The 15,691-nt window shown below is 71.2% G+C and carries 9 protein-coding genes; 4 read left to right on the top strand and 5 right to left on the bottom strand.

Going from position 1 to position 15,691, the window contains the following annotated elements; all coding sequences use genetic code 11:
- Both ACLVWQ_RS29490 and ACLVWQ_RS29495 read right to left on the bottom strand, forming a co-directional pair.
- The gene (locus tag ACLVWQ_RS29490) at positions 1–2,196 is read right to left on the bottom strand and encodes an OmpL47-type beta-barrel domain-containing protein (protein WP_414112287.1); all 2,196 of its coding nucleotides are present in this window, start codon (positions 2,194–2,196) and stop codon (positions 1–3) included.
- A gap of 38 nt (positions 2,197–2,234) precedes the next feature.
- Positions 2,235–4,715: a ThuA domain-containing protein gene (locus tag ACLVWQ_RS29495; RefSeq protein WP_414112251.1), complete on the bottom strand. Its 2,481-nt coding sequence runs from the start codon at positions 4,713–4,715 to the stop codon at positions 2,235–2,237.
- Between the two features lie 331 nt (positions 4,716–5,046).
- Here ACLVWQ_RS29495 and ACLVWQ_RS29500 point away from each other — a divergent pair, with 331 nt between their 5' ends.
- The 4 genes from ACLVWQ_RS29500 to ACLVWQ_RS29515 all read left to right on the top strand — a co-directional run bounded on the left by ACLVWQ_RS29500 (position 5,047) and on the right by ACLVWQ_RS29515 (position 11,510).
- Positions 5,047–6,006 carry a multicopper oxidase domain-containing protein gene (locus ACLVWQ_RS29500; RefSeq protein ID WP_414112288.1) on the top strand — a complete coding sequence of 320 codons (960 nt, stop codon included), beginning with the start codon at positions 5,047–5,049 and terminating at the stop codon, positions 6,004–6,006.
- A 272-nt stretch (positions 6,007–6,278) separates the two neighbouring features.
- On the top strand, positions 6,279–7,358 hold the full coding sequence (locus ACLVWQ_RS29505) for a LacI family DNA-binding transcriptional regulator (protein ID WP_414112252.1): 1,080 nt from the start codon (positions 6,279–6,281) through the stop codon (positions 7,356–7,358).
- Between the two features lie 368 nt (positions 7,359–7,726).
- Positions 7,727–8,005: a WhiB family transcriptional regulator gene (locus ACLVWQ_RS29510; RefSeq protein WP_414112253.1), complete on the top strand. Its 279-nt coding sequence runs from the start codon at positions 7,727–7,729 to the stop codon at positions 8,003–8,005.
- A 76-nt stretch (positions 8,006–8,081) separates the two neighbouring features.
- The gene (locus ACLVWQ_RS29515) at positions 8,082–11,510 is read left to right on the top strand and encodes a hypothetical protein (protein WP_414112254.1); all 3,429 of its coding nucleotides are present in this window, start codon (positions 8,082–8,084) and stop codon (positions 11,508–11,510) included.
- A 25-nt stretch (positions 11,511–11,535) separates the two neighbouring features.
- On the opposite strand, the gene ACLVWQ_RS29520 is transcribed toward ACLVWQ_RS29515, so the two are convergent.
- The 3 genes from ACLVWQ_RS29520 to ACLVWQ_RS29530 form a co-directional block, all read right to left on the bottom strand.
- Positions 11,536–12,516, bottom strand: coding sequence for an acyl-ACP desaturase (locus ACLVWQ_RS29520; protein WP_414112255.1), 981 nt, complete (start codon positions 12,514–12,516; stop codon positions 11,536–11,538).
- A 213-nt stretch (positions 12,517–12,729) separates the two neighbouring features.
- Positions 12,730–13,506: a dimethylargininase gene (ddaH, locus tag ACLVWQ_RS29525; protein WP_414112256.1), complete on the bottom strand. Its 777-nt coding sequence runs from the start codon at positions 13,504–13,506 to the stop codon at positions 12,730–12,732.
- Positions 13,507–13,768: 262 nt separating this feature from the next.
- The gene (locus tag ACLVWQ_RS29530; protein WP_414112257.1) at positions 13,769–15,415 is read right to left on the bottom strand and encodes an ABC-F family ATP-binding cassette domain-containing protein; all 1,647 of its coding nucleotides are present in this window, start codon (positions 15,413–15,415) and stop codon (positions 13,769–13,771) included.
- Between the last annotated feature and the right edge of the window lie 276 nt (positions 15,416–15,691).

A 15,691-nucleotide genomic window follows, 5' to 3' on the forward strand; every position in this document is an offset into this window, starting at 1 on the left:
TCACAGCTCCTTGATCCGGACGTCCCGGTACGACACCACGTCCGTGACGCTGTGCACCTGGAGCCCGATGTAGCCGGAGGCGAACCGCCGGCCGTCCGTGCCCGGGTCGTCCGAGCGGGGCGGGGTGAACTCCTGGCCGCCGGTGTTGTCGAACTCGTTGATCAGCACACCGTTGCGCAGGATCGAGTAGTGCTGGTCCACCACGCGGATCTCGTAGTCGTTCCAGGTGCCCTTCTGGGTGACGCCGGCACCGGCGAGTCCCACCCGGTCGAAGCCGTAGACCGAACCGGTCTTGTACATGTCGCCGGTCGGGCTGTCGAACTCCTGGATCTCGTGCCCGTACTCGATGGCGACCCACTCGGGCCGTGACTCCACCGGGTGGTTGTGGACCTGCGGGAACCGCACGAACACACCGGAGTTGGCGTTGCCCGTGCCCGGCGCGTCGTCACGCCACTGGAGCTTCAGCGAGAAGTCCCCGTACTTGCGCTCGGGGAACCACAGCATGCCGAGCCCGTCCTTCGACGTGCCCGAGGTGATGGTCCCGTCGCCGTTCAGGCCGAACGAACCGCCGCCCACGTGCTCCCACTTGTCGAAGGTGGCCGGTGTACCGTCCAGGATCGTCCGGTACCCCTCGGTCTGGCCGGGCTCACCGATGCGCGACTCGTCGGCCGCCTCGTTGATCAGGTCGTACTCGCGCTCGACGACGACACCGTCGTCGAGGAGGCCGTCCAGGACCGACTTCACGTGCTTGAGGAACAACGCGTGGGACGTCCACTCCCGCTCGTCCTCGATCAACTCGTTGATGCGGCACCGGCTGTTGGTGATCCGGTTGGGCACACCCGTGTCGACCGTGCCGACGATGACCGTCAACCGCTCGTCGAACTCGGCGCAGTTGGGCGCGGGCACGCCGCCGCCCGGGGCGATCGTGAAGCTCACCGTCCGGGCGTCCGAGGTGTTGCCGGCCTTGTCGCGCGCCCGGTAGGTCACCGAGTGCGCGCCCACGCGGTCGACGACCACGGGAGCGGTGTACGCGAGGTACGGACCGCCGTCGAGCGAGTACTCGATCGCCGCCACGCCCGAACCGTCGTGCGCGTCCGTGGCGGTCACCGTCACCTTGGCGGTGTTGATGTACGCCCCGGCCGAGTTCTTCGAGCCCTCGACGCTCACGCCGGTCACCGGGGGAGTGGTGTCCTCGGCGGGCGGCGCCACGACGGTGAACGACACGGACTTCTCGGCGGCCGCGTTGCCCGCCTTGTCCGTCGCCCGGAACCGCACCGTGTGCGCGCCCACCTCGTGGACCATCACCGGAGCGGTGTACGGCTGCCAGGCGCCGGCGTCACCGAGCGCGTACTCGATGGTGTTGACGCCGGAACCGGTGTCGGAGGCCGTCACCGTGACGGTCGCCATGGAGAGGTACTCCCCTTGCGGGTTCTGCTCACCGCTCACGGCGGCCGAGGTCTCCGGCGGCGTGGTGTCACCCGTGTCCGGGGCCACCACCGAGAACTCCTCCGCCTTCTCCGCGGAGACGTTGCCCGCCTTGTCGAGGGCCCGGTAGCGGACCTTCTGCGGACCGACCTGGTCGATCACCACGGGCGTGGTGTACGGCTGCCAGGCGCCGTCGTCACCGATCGCGTACTCGATCCGCTCCACGCCGGAGGCGTCGTCGGTCGCGCTGAGCGTCACCGTCGCCGAACCGACGTACGCGCCGTCCGCGTTCTGTGTCCCGCTCACCGCGGCCGCGGTCTCCGGCGCGGTGGTGTCCTCGCCGGTGCCCTCCGTGACCACGAGGATGCCGGTCATCTGGCCGTGGCCGGGGATGGTGCAGAAGTACCGGTACCGGCCCGGCGAGAGCGTCACCTCGGCCGTGTGCTTGCCGCCCTGGTCGTCGTTCGGGTTGGCCAGGATGTTCAGCGGGACGTCGTTCTGGTACTCCGGGTCCGACACGTCGAACGTCAACGTGTGCGGCATGCCCGTGGTGTTGCCGGTCGCCTCGCTGTTCTCGAAGACGATCGTCGTCGGGCCCGCGACCGCCGTGGTGGGCGCGGACGCGTACTTGGTGATGTCGTCACCGGCCGTCCAGGTGAGCGTCTGCGCCGCGGCGGCCGCCCTGGACGGGTTCTTGTCGTTCTGGCCGGACGCCGAGGTGGCCGCGAGTCCCAGGACCATCAGCAGCGACGCCAGCAGCGCCGTCCACAGCCGTCCAGTTCTTCGCCTTCGGATGTTCGTCACGCGCGTCACTGCGCCTCCCTGGCGAGCTGATCGGCGGCGGGCGTGGGGCCGCCGCCCTTGTACGTCACCTGCCACAGCGCGGACTTGGAGTCCGATGTGAAGAAGCCACGGCCGTAGTCGAGGACGTACAGCGTGCCGTCCGGGCCGAACTTCCAGTCCATGAGGTTCTTGATGCCGTCGTTGCCGATGGGGACGATCTTCTTCAGGGACTCGGCGTGCACCGGGATGCCGCCCTGTCCGGCCGTCTTCGGGTCGAGGAGCACGGCGTGCCGGGGCTGGTCCGCGTCGTAGAAGTCGCCCACGAACCACTTGCCGTCCCAGTACGCGGGCCACTTGCCCGCACCGGCCCGGTTCTCGTCGTACCGGTAGACGGGTCCGTCCATGGCAGCCTGGCCGCCGCCCTTCAGCCACGGCAGCAGGAACTTCTGCTCCGCCGTCTTGTACGACGGGATGCCGTTGGCGTCCCGCGGGAAGTCCGGGCCGCCGCCCTGGGGCGAGTACCAGATGGTGTTCGAGGTGACCGGCGGGAGGTTGACGAGACCGTCGTTGTTGGGCGACTCGTTCTTCGGGGCGTCGCAGTCGTACCAGCCGAGCGGCTTCGTCGGATCGGGCAGGTTGCGGTCCCGGTAGGGCTGCTTGTTGCCCATGCAGTACGGCCAGCCGTGGTTGCCCGGCTTGGTGATCGCGGCGAACGTGTCGTACTTCGCCGGACCCCAGGTCGTCGACGGCTCCGAGGCGTCAGGACCGACCCAGCCCGCGTAGAGGGTGTCGGTCTTCTTGTCGATCGAGATGCGCGCCGGGTTGCGGACGCCCATCACATAGATCTCGCCGCGGGTCTTGCCGCCGCCCTCGGCGGTCTCCTTGCCCGTGAAGAGGTTCCCCTCGGGCAGGGTGTACGTGCCGTCCTGCTCCGGGTGGATGCGCAGGATCTTGCCGTTGAGGTTGTTGGTGTTGCCCGCCGTGCGGCGGGCGTCCGCGAAGGAGACGCCCTTGTAGTTGGGCTGCGGGTTGTTGCCGGAGTAACCGTCGCTGAATCCACTGGAGTTGTTGTCACCGGTGGCGATGTACAGGTTGCCCTTGGAGTCCCAGGCCAGGCCGCCGCCCGCGTGGCAGCAGCTGTGGATCTGGACCGGCCACTTGAGCAGGACCTTCTCGCTGCTCATGTCGAGCTTGGCGGTGGTCGAGTTGTACGTGAAGCGGGAGACGTAGCGCTCGGCCATCTGGGTGTCACGGTTGATCTTGGAGTGCGGCGTGTAGTGCAGGTACACCCAGCCGTTCTCCTCGAACCGCGGGTCCAGCTCGATGCCCAGCAGGCCCTCTTCGACCTTGGTGAGCTCCTCGCCGCCGCCCTTGTTGCCGAAGACGGTCAGGTAGCCGGCCAGCGTGACCTTCTTGGTCTTCGGGTCGTAGACGTGGATCTCGCCCTTGCCCTTGCCGACGTCCGGGTTGTTCCAGTCCGTGACGACGGGCTGCGACGAGTCGGCGCCGCCGCGGCCGATGTAGAACACCCGTCCGTCGGGCGCGGTGACCAGGCCGTGCGGCTCGCCGATCTGGTCGTTCTGGCCCGGCTGGTTGGGCTGGGTCAGCCGCTCGGCCTTGTAGTTGGCGTTGATCGTGGCCTTGCAGTCGGCCTGGGAGATCCTGGTGGTCCAGTCGAGCGCGCCGCGCAGATGGGTGCGGAAGTCCGCCTCGTCGTACGAGGAGGCCGTGCCGCCCATGCCGGTGTAGAAGGAGCGGCCGCCGTCGTAGTCACGGCACCAGGAGATCGGGTGGTCCGCGCCGTTGGCGCCGGTGCCCGGCTGGTACGTCGCCTCGCGGACGCGGGCCACGGTGTGCACGTCGCCCGACGGGTTCTTCTCCCAGTTCAGCCACTGGTCGAGACGCTTCCACTGGAGCGGGAGGTCCTTGGTGGCGGGGTGCACGCGGTCGCCGACCTCGACGGTCGCCCGCTGTACGTTCGTCGGGCCGCCGGCCGCCGGGCGGGCACCGACGAGTCCGGTGAACCAGTCCGAGTACGGCTCCGCGCGGGCCGCGTCATGGATGCCGAGGAAGCCGCCGCCGGCCTTCATGTATGCCTCGAGACCGGCCTCCTGCTCCGGTTCGAGGACGTCTCCGCCGCCGGTCAGGAAGACGACGGCGTTGTAGCGGCCGAGCTTCGTCTCGTCGGTGAAGACCGAGGCGTCGTCCGTGGCCGTCACGCCGAAGCGCCCGGCCGCGGGGCCGGTCAGACCGATGTCCTCGATCGCCTCGATCCCGGCGTCGACGACGGGCGACTCCTCGCCGCCGGCCGCGGAACCGTGGAAGATCAGCACCTTCACGTCGGAGCCGCCGGGCGGCGACTTGATCGACATCGTTGTCAACGGTGGCTCAGGCGCGGGGCGCGCGCTCGCGGCGGGGCCCGACAGGACACCCGCGGCGACGACTCCGGCGGCCAGCGCGGCTGCCCAGCCTCTGCGTCTGCCTCTGCTCGTCCTTCGTACTGTCATAGGCGTTCGATGCGGTGTGAGCCGCATGTGGTCACCCACCCCTCTGTTCCCTTTTGGGCTCGGTTCGCCTCCGGGGCGCTACAACCTGCGTCGCGTCTCTTCGGGTCACTCGCGTCACAGCACAGCGCCATGGAAGCTAGACCCTTTCCTGGAACTCGCCAATACCTATGACCAGAACGACACGAACTTTGTCCTGAGTGTGGATAAACGACTGTGATGCCACTAGCGTCTCCCCAGTTCGTCTCTGTCACTCGGGTCCGGCGATTCCATCGATTTCCGTCAATTCGGCTGCAGGTTGGGAGAGTTCGGCATGGGCACCACCACGGACGACATGGACAGACGCGGCTTCAGCCGCCGGATGATGCTGGGCGGGGCCGCCGTCGCCACGGTCGCGACATCGTTGTCGCTCGTCGCGGTGCAGGATGCGGCACCCGCCGAGAGCACGGCGAGGACCGCCCCCGCGGGCGGCGAGACGAAGCGGATCAAGCTGTACATAGAGAAACTCGCCGACGGCCAGCTCGGTTACGGGTTCGAGAAGGGCGCGGCCTCGATCCCCGGCCCGCTGATCGAGCTCAACGAGGGCGACACCGCGTACATCGAGGTCGAGAACACGCTGGACGTGGCGGCGAGTCTGCACGTCCACGGCCTGGACTACGAGGTCTCCAGCGACGGCACGAAGCTGAGCAACTCCCATGTCGAGCCGGGCGGCACCCGTACGTACACCTGGCGCACGCATGCCCCGGGCCGCCGCGCGGACGGCACCTGGCGGGCGGGCAGCGCGGGGTACTGGCACTACCACGACCATGTCGTCGGCACCGAGCACGGCACGGGCGGTATCCGCAAGGGGCTCTACGGTCCGGTGATCGTCCGCCGCAAGGGCGACATCCTTCCCGACCGGACCGTGACCGTCGTCTTCAACGACATGCTGATCAACAACAAGCCCGCCCATGAGAGCCCCAACTTCGAGGCCACCCTGGGTGATCGGGTCGAGTTCGTGATGATCACGCACGGCGAGTACTACCACACGTTCCATGTGCACGGTCACCGCTGGGCGGACAACCGCACGGGGCTGCTGACCGGGCCCGACGATCCGAGCCAGGTCATCGACAACAAGATCGTGGGGCCCGCGGACTCGTTCGGCTTCCAGGTGATCGCGGGGGAGGGCGTCGGGGCGGGGGCGTGGATGTACCACTGCCATGTGCAGAGTCATTCGGACATGGGGATGGCGGGGTTGTTCCTGGTGAAGAAGGCGGACGGGACGATTCCGGGCTACACCCCCCACGAGCACTGAGCGTTCCACTGGGGTTGGGCCGGGGGGTTGGTCCGGCTGGGCCCGGCGTGAGTGGGTGAGGTTGTTCGGGGTGTGTTGTCGGGTGCGGGTGGGTGGGGGCTGGGCGCGCAGTTCCCCGCGCCCCCGGAGGGCGGGGCTGCGCCCCTGCCCTCCAGGGCGGGTGGCGAGTTGAGTCCCTGTCCTCCTGAGGCTCGTGGGGGTGAGAGCGCTCTCAAGTGTGGGGTGGGTGCGGGCTATCCTGATCGGCAACCGCCGCCCTGAGGAGCCCCGAGGTGACCGAGCAGTCGACAGAGCCACGTCCGACACTGGAGGCCGTGGCCGCCCGGGCCGGGGTCTCCCGCGCCACCGTGTCGCGTGTCGTCAACGGAGGTGAGGGCGTGCGCGAACCACTGGTCGAGCGGGTCCGACGCGCCGTCGACGAGCTCGGTTACGTCCCGAACCAGGCCGCGCGCAGCCTCGTCACCCGACGGCACGACGCGGTCGCCGTGGTGATCGCCGAACCGGAGACCCGGGTCTTCACCGACCCCTTCTTCGCGCTGCAGCTCCGGGGCATCAGCAAGGAGCTGACGGCCCACGACTCGCAGCTCGTGCTGCTGCTCACGGAGGGGCGCGACGACCATGCCCGGGTGGCGCGTTACCTCGCCGGGGGCCATGTGGACGGCGCGCTCGTCTTCTCGCTGCACCTAGACGACCCGCTGCCGGGCCTGATCCGCGGCGTGCCGACCGTGTACGGGGGGCGCCCCGGCTGGAGCGCGGGGTCGCGCGACGCGGTCTACGTCGACTGCGACAACCGGGGCGGCGCGCGGGAGGCCGTCCGGCATCTCGTCGGGCTCGGCCGCCGGCACATCGCCCACATCACCGGCGCCCTCGACCAGACCTCGGCGGTCGACCGGCTCGACGGGTTCCGTGACGTCATGGTGGACGCCGACCCGGCGCTGATCGTGGAGAGCGACTTCACCCCGGGGGGCGGGGAGCGCGCCATGCGGGAACTGCTCGACCGCCGCCCCGACCTGGACGCGGTGTTCGCCGCCAACGACCTCACGGCGGCGGGCGCCATGCGGGTGCTGCGGGAGCGGGGACGGCGGGTGCCCGAGGACGTCGCCGTGATCGGCTTCGACGACGTGCTGCCGTTCACCGAACAGGTCGACCCGCCGCTCACCACGGTCCGTCAGGACATCGAGGAGATGGGGCGGCTGATGGCGCGGCTGCTGTTGCGGGGGCTGGACCGGCCGGCGTCCGCGGCGGCCTCCGGCGGGGTGGCGGGGGAAGCGGTGGCGGGTGAAGCGGAGGCAGGGGCGCCGCCGTCCAGTGTCGTGCTGCCCACGACGCTGGTTCTGCGCGCCTCGGCGTAGCCGTTCCACTGGGGTGGGGCGCGTCGGGTGGGGCTGCTCGGGGGTGGGTGTCGGGTGCGGGCCGGCCGGGGCGTGGCGTTCCGGTGATTCGGCGGAGCCCTCGGGCACCGCCGACGCGCCTCCGTTTCGGCGACCGACCGCGTTTCCGCCGCGACTTCGGCCCGCTTCGGTCGCGATCCTGCCGTGACGGTGCCGCGCGCCGCTGTGCGCTCGCCTGTCGGCAGGGGCATCATCAGGCACTGTCGCGCCTTGTCGGGCCCTGGGTGCCACGAGGGACCGCTCGCTCCGGCAGTCGCGCTCGGGCTCGGGCACGCCGGCGTTGATCCGGCGTTGATCGAACGTTTTTCGGTATGCGACACGATCCCCGCATGCACAACGACACCGCCGCCGCGCCCGACCTCTCCTGGCAGGAACAGGCACTGTGCGCCCAGACCGGATCCGACTTCTTCTTTCCCGAGCCGGGCAGCTCGGTGCGGGAGGCGAAGCAGATCTGCGGGCTGTGCGAGATGCGCTCCGCGTGCCTCGAATACGCGCTCGACAACGACGAACGCTTCGGCGTCTGGGGCGGCCTCTCCGAGAAGGAGCGGCTCAGCCTCCGACGCGCCCAGCAATGGCCGAGCGGGAGCCCGGCAGTGGTCCGGCAGTAGGGCGGCGCCCGCGCGGCCCGGGGCCGCATCGGGAATTCGGCGCGCGCCACGGGCCCCGGCAGGCACAATCCACCACATGGTCCACACGCCGCGGCACCAGGCCGAGAGCCTGCTGAACGCCCTCGATCCACTGCCGTACCCCCTGCGTATGCGGGAACTCGCCGCCAGAGTGCGGGAGTCGGCCGAAGCACGTCCGCTGCTGGACGAACTCGAAGCGCGCGGATCCTACGAGCGGGGGCTCGCCGTCGTCGCGGCGGCCGTCAGCGGGGACACCGGGTGGATCGGGGCACGGCTCGCCGATCCGGACTCCTTCGTGCGCGGCCACGCGCTGCGCGTCGCCGACAGCCTCCAGGTGCCCGACTCCGCCTACGAGTCGGCCCTCGTCGACGCACCCGAGGCGATACGCCGGGAGCTGCTGCGTGCCGTGGTCGCGGGACGCCGCACCGCGCTGGCCGACCGGCTCGTCGAACCGCTGCGGGACACCTGGGGCGACGCGGAGGCGGCACGGCTGCTGCCAGGATGCTCGCCGACGACGGTCGCGCGCCTGCTGCCCTCGCTCTTCCACGCCGTGCGCGGCTGGACGCCGCTCGGCAGGAGGCACACCGGAGTCCTGCTGGACGCGGTGGAGGGCGAGCTGGCCGCGTTGCCGCCCTCGCTGCGCGATGCCTGGTGGCAGCGGTACGCGCCGGCCGTGACGGTCACCGTGCCCGTCGAGCCCTCACGCGCGCTGGAGGTGGTCGAACGCTACGCACCCGACCGGCTCCCGCAGCAACTCCACGATCAGCTGCGCGCGTTCGCCGCCGTCGCCCCGGAACGCGTGCTCCGGCTGCTCCTCGCGCGCGACACCCTCCCGTACGCGGTCGTGCGCAGCCGTTCGCTGATGCGCGCGCTGGCGCGGTCGCGGAGCGCGGAACTCGACGCGTTCGGCCGGGCGTTGGCCGAATCCGGCCACCTGGCCGCGTTCCTTCCGGTGCTGCCGCCCGCTCGGCGTCTCGCCTTCTACCTCGACGCGATGGCCGGCCGCGGCCCGCGGGGCGACGCCGTCGACACCGCCGTCCTGGAGGCCCTGCCGCGCAGCGGGGTCGCCGAGGAGGCGCGGCGGATGGCGGACGCGGCGCGCGAGAGCGGCGCGCCCTGGGGCACCGTCCTGCTCGCCGAGTCGTATCTGCCGGTCACCCAGGTGCGCGACCGGCTGGTCGAGGCCACGCGCCGCTCCGCCGCCGAGGACCGGGCCCTGGCCTGGCCGTTGCTCATCGCCAACGCGGCCCGCTCCGGCGACCCCGCGGCCGTCGTGTCCGTACTGGCGGAGTCCGCCCGGCTCCGCAACGAACAGGACCCGGTGCGCCAGCCGGCCCTGTGGGCGCTGTCCCGTGTCCCGTCCGTCCTGTTCACCGAGGACGCCGAGCCGCACCTCGACGTGATCGTCACCGACGCCGTCGACGCCCGCGACTCCTCGCCGGGCAGCCGGCGCAACCTCAGCGAACTCGCCCTGTCCGTGCTCCGGGAGCATGCCGCGGGCGGATCGAGGGAGCTGGTCAACTGGGCCCTGCGCACCCTCGTACGGATCTCCGGCAACACCGGCGGCGCCGACCTGGGCCGGCTCGACGCCACGCTGCGCCGGGGCCAGGAACACCGGGTGTACGAGGCGCTGCGGCCGTGGATCGAGGCCGGTGCGGAGAAGGCCGACCACAGCCTCACCTTCGCGCTGGTCCGAGCGGTGGGACGGCGCGCCGCCGCGATGACCGATCTGCAGGAACTCCTGTGGCAGGCCGTCCGGTTCGGGAACGACACGACGGTACGCGCCGCCGTCGAACTGTGGCTGGAACCACCGGCCACCCGTGACGAGCGCGCCGCCCGCGTCCTGGCGCTCGAACCCTCGGCGGGCACCCTGGGGCCCGTCCTGGCGGTGATCACCCGCCGCCGCACCGACCTCCTCGACGTGCTCCTCGCGGACACTCCGCCGTACGGGCGCTTCCTCACCAGGGGCAGCCCGTGGACGGTGCCCGTGAGCCGTGACGTACGGCGCTGGCTGCCACGCCAGCAGGACGCCGTGGCCCGGCGGTTGGCCGCGTCGGCCGCCGACGCGAGCCTGCCTGCGTACACCCGGGCCGCCGCCGTCGAGCAGGCCGCGCTCTTGCCCGGACGGGGCGTGGAACTCGTACGGGCCTGGACCGGCTCGTCGAACGTCGTGCTCGCGGAGGCCGCGCTCGGCGCGCTCGCCCGCACCGACCGCCCCGGCGACGTCCTCCCCGAACTTCTCGCGTACGCGGACGGTGACCGGGCGCGCGTCGCGGTGTACGCGGCCACCCAGGCGTCCCGGCATGTGGCGCCCTCCCTGCTCGCGGACCGGTTGCGCGAGGTGCTGTTCGCGCGGCAGACCAAGGTGACCAGCCGCAAGGAGGCCGTCCGCCTCGCCGCGGCCAGGCTCCCGGCCCCGACGGCCGCCGACGTTCTCACCGCCGCGTACCGACGGCCGGGCGCCCATCTCGACGTCCGTGCCGCGTGCGTCGCCTTCGCGGGCTCGCTGCTCGCCGAGGAGCCCGTGTGGACGCTGCTGCACGACGCCGCCGGGGCCGAACCGGTGCTCCGTGCCGCCGTGCTGCGCGTCGAACCCCTCGATCTGCCGGAACGCCACCGTGAGCGGTACGCGCGGCTCGTCCGGGACGTGTCCACGACCGACGACGCGCCGACGGCCGTCCTCGCCTTCGACGCCCTGGCCCGCTGGGCGCCCTGGTGCCCCCACGCGCCCACCGTCCTGGCCTCCGCCGCCGCGGACCTGTCGAACCGCACGAGCTGGCGGACCGCGGTCCAGGGTCTGGTGGTCGCGGCGACGGGCTCGGACCGGGGAGCCGACGGCGTGCGGAGGGCCCTGCACGCCTTGGCGGAAGCAGAGACGGCTGATGAGGCAGAGACTGCGGACGGCGGGACGGCGGTGGGTGGCTCGCCGGGCAGTGACGCGGGCGCCGGATCAGAGCCCGTCGACGCCGAACCCCGCCGCGACCGGCCCGCCAGACAACGCGTCGACCACCTCGTCGCCCGTCTCGCGCAGCAGGGAGCGACGGCCGCCGTACCTATCCGGGCGGCGGCTCTCGGCGCCGCCGAACTGCTCGCGCGGTACGACGGGTTCGTGCCGCAGGCCGCCGCGGTCACGGTCGTCCATCTCGACCTCGACACGGAGGCGGAGCGGGTGGAGGAGGCCCTGACCCGGCTGGCCGCGCTGACGGACGGGCGTCCGGCGCTCGCGGCCAGGACCGCCTCGGAACTCGCCGACCGGCTGGGCCGCAGGACGCACGAGGGCGACGCCGAGACCCTCCTCGACGTCGCCCACCGGCTCACCGCTCACGGCGGACACGGTCAGGGACTGCTCGCCATGGCTCTCACGGCCGCGCTCGGCACCCGTACGGACTGGGGGCCGCCGTGGCGCGCACAGCTCAGAGCACTGCGCCGCCACCCGGTGGCCGACGTCCGTGACAGGGCGCTGGCCGAGGTGACGGCGTACGAGTGAGGAGGCGCAGGAAGCGGAAGCGGGATCAGACCGCGGCGGCGCGGGCCGCCATGCGGGCCTTGCGGGCCGCGAGCTTCTCGTCGAACTTGAGGGCCTCGGCGTCCAGGCCGCCCATGTAGAGGCCGAGCTCCTCCTGGGCCTTGAGGCCGTCAGGGCCCAGGCCCTCGATCTGCAGGACCTTGAGGTGGCGCAGGATCGGCATCAGGACGTCGTCGTGGTGGATCCGCATGTTGTAGACCTCGCCGATCGCCATCTGCGCGGCGGCGCGCTCGAAGCCGGGCATGCCGTGTCCGGGCATCCGGAACTGGACGATGACGTCCCGCACGGCCTGCATGGTCAGGTCGGGCGCGAGTTCGAAGGCGCCCTTGAGGAGGTTGCGGTAGAAGACCATGTGCAGGTTCTCGTCGGTCGAGATGCGCGCCAGCATGCGGTCGCAGACCGGGTCGCCCGACTGGTGGCCGGTGTTGCGGTGCGAGACGCGGGTCGCGAGCTCCTGGAAGGCGACGTACGCGACGGAGTGCAGCATCGAGTGCCGGTTGTCCGACTCGAAGCCCTCACTCATGTGCATCATGCGGAAGGCTTCCAGCTGGTCGGGGTCGACGGCGCGCGACGCGAGCAGATAGTCGCGCATCACGATGCCGTGGCGGCCCTCCTCGGCGGTCCAGCGGTGCACCCAGGTGCCCCAGGCGCCGTCGCGGCCGAAGAGGGAGGCGATCTCGTGGTGGTAGCTGGGCAGGTTGTCCTCGGTCAGGAGGTTCACGACGAGGGCGATGCGGCCGAGGTCGGTGACCTTGGACTGTTCCTTGTTCCAGGCCTCGCCGTCCTCGAAGATGCCGGGGAAGTTGCGACCGTCGGACCAGGGCACGTACTCGTGCGGCATCCAGTCCTTGGCGACCTTCAGGTGGCGGTTGAGCTCGGTCTCCACCACTTCTTCCAACGCGTACAGCAAGCGGGCGTCGGTCCAGTCGGAGGACGGGCTGCCGAGATGGGGAGAAGTGATCGTCACGGGGGCTCCAGGGGGACGTGAATACTGAGCGCGTTCACCTAACCTACGGCATCGTAGGCTACGTATCCGTAGGTTACGACACCGTAGGTTAAGCGCGTCGTAAAGAGCCCTGATCAGCGATGATCTCTTCGAAGATCGAATCGTTTTACGTGGGGAGTACACCGTCCGGCGGACGGGCGGAACGTTTCGGGTGTATCGGATGCCTTGGACGTATCAGACGTAGAGGTCCCGCAGCCGGACGGACAGGCACGTCACGCAGCCTTCGAGCTTCTCGAACTCGCTGATGTCGACGAGGACGGGTTCGTGGCCGAGCCCGGCGAACAGGTCGGCGGTCTTGGGCGCGCTCGCGGCCATCAGGAGCTTCCCGCCGCCCAGCAGGACGACGTGCGAGCCGGACTCCTCGGGCACTGCCAGGAAGCGGGGGAACAGCGACGGCGTGTCCACCAGTGGCTCGTACCCGACGATCGTGCCGTCCGGCAGCGCGGTGACGGCCGACTTCAGGTGCAGCACCCGGCTCACCGGTACGGCGACGACCCGGGCGCCGAGCGGCTCGAACGTGGCCCGCAGCTGCTGGACGCCGGCGCCGTTCGTGCGTCCGCCGAGCCCCACGTAGAGGGTGTCGCCGACCTTCAGGACGTCGCCGCCTTCGAGCGTGCCCGGCTCCCACACCCAGTTCACCGAGCAGCCGAGCCGGGCCACCGCCTCCTCGACACTGGCGGTCTCCTCGCGCCGGGACTCCGCTCCGGGGCGGCCGATCAGCGCCACGTTGCGGAAGACGACCACCGGGTCCTCCACGAACACGGAGTCCGGGCAGTCGTCGGCGGGCTCCACCTCGACGGTCTCCCAGCCGTGCGTCCGCAGAGCGTCCGCGTACGCCTCCCACTGCTCGACCGCCAGGCCGACATCGACGGGCGTCCGCTCCAGATGGGTGACGAGGCCTTCGGCCAGGCGGGGGCTGGGACGGCGGATGAGGGCCTTCTGGCTGGGCACGTGCGGATCTCCGTCTCGGCAGGGTGTGTCCCCGCACATCATGCAGCCCCCACCGTCCCGACGACAGCCCCCTCGACCGCTGGGGGTGCGGGGGCGGCCGCCCGGCTTTTAGGGGCGCGGGGAACTGCGCGCTCAGCCCCCGCCGGCGGTCGGGGGGGCGTGCCGCCTGGGCCTGTGGGGGCGCGCGGGCGGCGGCCCGGTTTTTCAGGGGCGCGGGGAACTGCGCGCTCAGCCCCCACCGGCCGTCGCCGGACGTACTGCCTCAGCCCCGCCGGGCCACGCCGCCGGGCCACGCCGCCTCAGGCGCGACCTCCCGGAGCTCTCCCTCCATCAGCAGCCAGCGGGTGATCCCGATCGACTCCAGGAACGGCACATCGTGGCTGGCCACGACCAGCGCCCCCTCGTACGACTCCAGCGCCGTGGTGAGCTGTCGCACACTCGCCACGTCCAGGTTGTTCGTCGGCTCGTCGAGCAGCAGAAGCTGCGGCGCGGGCTCGGCGAGCATCAGCGCCGCGAGAGCCGCCCGGAAACGCTCGCCACCGGAGAGCGTCGCCGCCCGCTGGTCCGCGCGGGCACCCCGGAACAGGAAGCGGGCCAGCCGCGCCCGGACCCGGTTGTTGGTGGCGCCCGGCGAGAACCGCGCCACGTTCTCGGCGACCGTCAACTCGTCGTCGAGCACATCGAGCCGCTGCGGCAGGAACCGCAGCGGCACATGCGCCCGCGCCTCCCCGGAGACAGGCTCCAGCTCCCCGGCGACCGTCCGCAGCAGCGTCGTCTTGCCCGCGCCGTTGCGCCCGATCAGCGCCACCCGCTCCGGCCCGCGCAGGTCGAAGGAGCCCGCCACGCTCGCCCCGTACGCCAACTCAAGGTCCAGGAGCGTCAGTACGGTACGGCCCGGCGGCACCGCCGTGTACGGCAGGTCGACGCGGATCTCGTCGTCGTCCCGCACGGCCTCCACCGCGTCGTCGAGCCGCTCCTTGGCCTCGGCGAGCTTCTCCTCGTGCATGACGCGGTGCTTGCCCGCGGACTCCTGGGCCGCCCGTTTGCGCGCCCCCATCACGATCTTCGGCTCACGCTTCTGCTCGAACATCCTCTGGCCGTACCGCTTGCGCCGCGCCAACTTGACCTGCGCGTCCGCCAGTTCGCGCTTCTGCTTCTTCAGGTCGGACTCGGCGACCCGTACCATGCGCGTCGCCGCCTCCTGCTCGGCGGCCAGCGCCTCCTCGTACGCCGAGTAGTTGCCCCCGTACCAGGTGACCTCACCGGAGCGCAGATCGGCGATCTGGTCGACCAGGTCGAGGAGTTCACGGTCGTGGCTGACCACGACCATGACCCCGGAATAGGCCTCGACGGCCGCGTACAGCCGTCGGCGCGCGTACAGGTCGAGGTTGTTGGTGGGCTCGTCGAGGAGGAGCACGTCGGGCCGGCGCAGCAGCAGCGCGGCCAGCCGCAGCAGGACCGACTCGCCGCCCGAGACCTCGCCGATGGTGCGGTCGAGGCCGATGCGGCCCAGGCCCAGTTCGCCGAGCGTCGCCACGGCGCGCTCCTCGACGTCCCAGTCGTCGCCCACGACGTCGAAGTGCGCCTCGGACGCGTCGCCCGACTCGATGGCGTGCAGCGCGGTGCGCTGGGCGGCGATGCCGAGGACCTCGTCGACCCGGAGCGTGGTGTCGAGGGTGACGTTCTGCGGAAGCTGGCCGACGTCGCCCGCGACCCGGACGGTGCCGTCGGCCGGATCGAGTTCGCCCGCGATCAGCTTCAACAGGGTTGATTTGCCTGATCCGTTGACTCCGACGAGCCCGGTCCTGCCGGGGCCGAAGGACACCTGGAGACCGTCGAAGACAGGAGTGCCGTCGGGCCAGGCGAAGGAGAGGGAGGTGCAGGTGATGGAAGTGGGGGCAGTAGACATGAGGGCCTCGCAGTGCTTGACGCGGTCGGGACGACACGTATCGAGACACCGGGAGGCGACGACGGCCGGAAGGACGGGGTCCCGCGGGCTTGCCCGGAACACGGCGAAAGCCCTGTACCGCGGGACGGCTCGCTGGCCGAGGTCGCACGCTGCGCACACACGGGAACGTGACGTGTGTGACGCGGTGTCTCAAGACCTCAGACGAGCAACGTCCTTCTCCATTCGGCGGCAACAGGACCGCTTTACAACGTAGGAGGCGGCCGAGGGGCTGTCAAC

This window comes from Streptomyces sp. CWNU-52B (assembly GCF_047444975.1).
GTDB lineage: Bacteria > Actinomycetota > Actinomycetes > Streptomycetales > Streptomycetaceae > Streptomyces.

What these genes read in the sequence shown, in the direction of transcription:
- ACLVWQ_RS29500 (WP_414112288.1), top strand. Translation starts at nt 5,047, where the DNA reads ATGGACAGACGCGGCTTCAGCCGCCGGATGATGCTGGGCGGGGCCGCC.
- ACLVWQ_RS29530 (WP_414112257.1), bottom strand. Translation starts at nt 15,415, where the DNA reads ATGTCTACTGCCCCCACTTCCATCACCTGCACCTCCCTCTCCTTCGCC.
- ACLVWQ_RS29510 (WP_414112253.1), top strand. Translation starts at nt 7,727, where the DNA reads ATGCACAACGACACCGCCGCCGCGCCCGACCTCTCCTGGCAGGAACAG.
- ACLVWQ_RS29515 (WP_414112254.1), top strand. Translation starts at nt 8,082, where the DNA reads ATGGTCCACACGCCGCGGCACCAGGCCGAGAGCCTGCTGAACGCCCTC.
- ACLVWQ_RS29495 (WP_414112251.1), bottom strand. Translation starts at nt 4,715, where the DNA reads ATGACAGTACGAAGGACGAGCAGAGGCAGACGCAGAGGCTGGGCAGCC.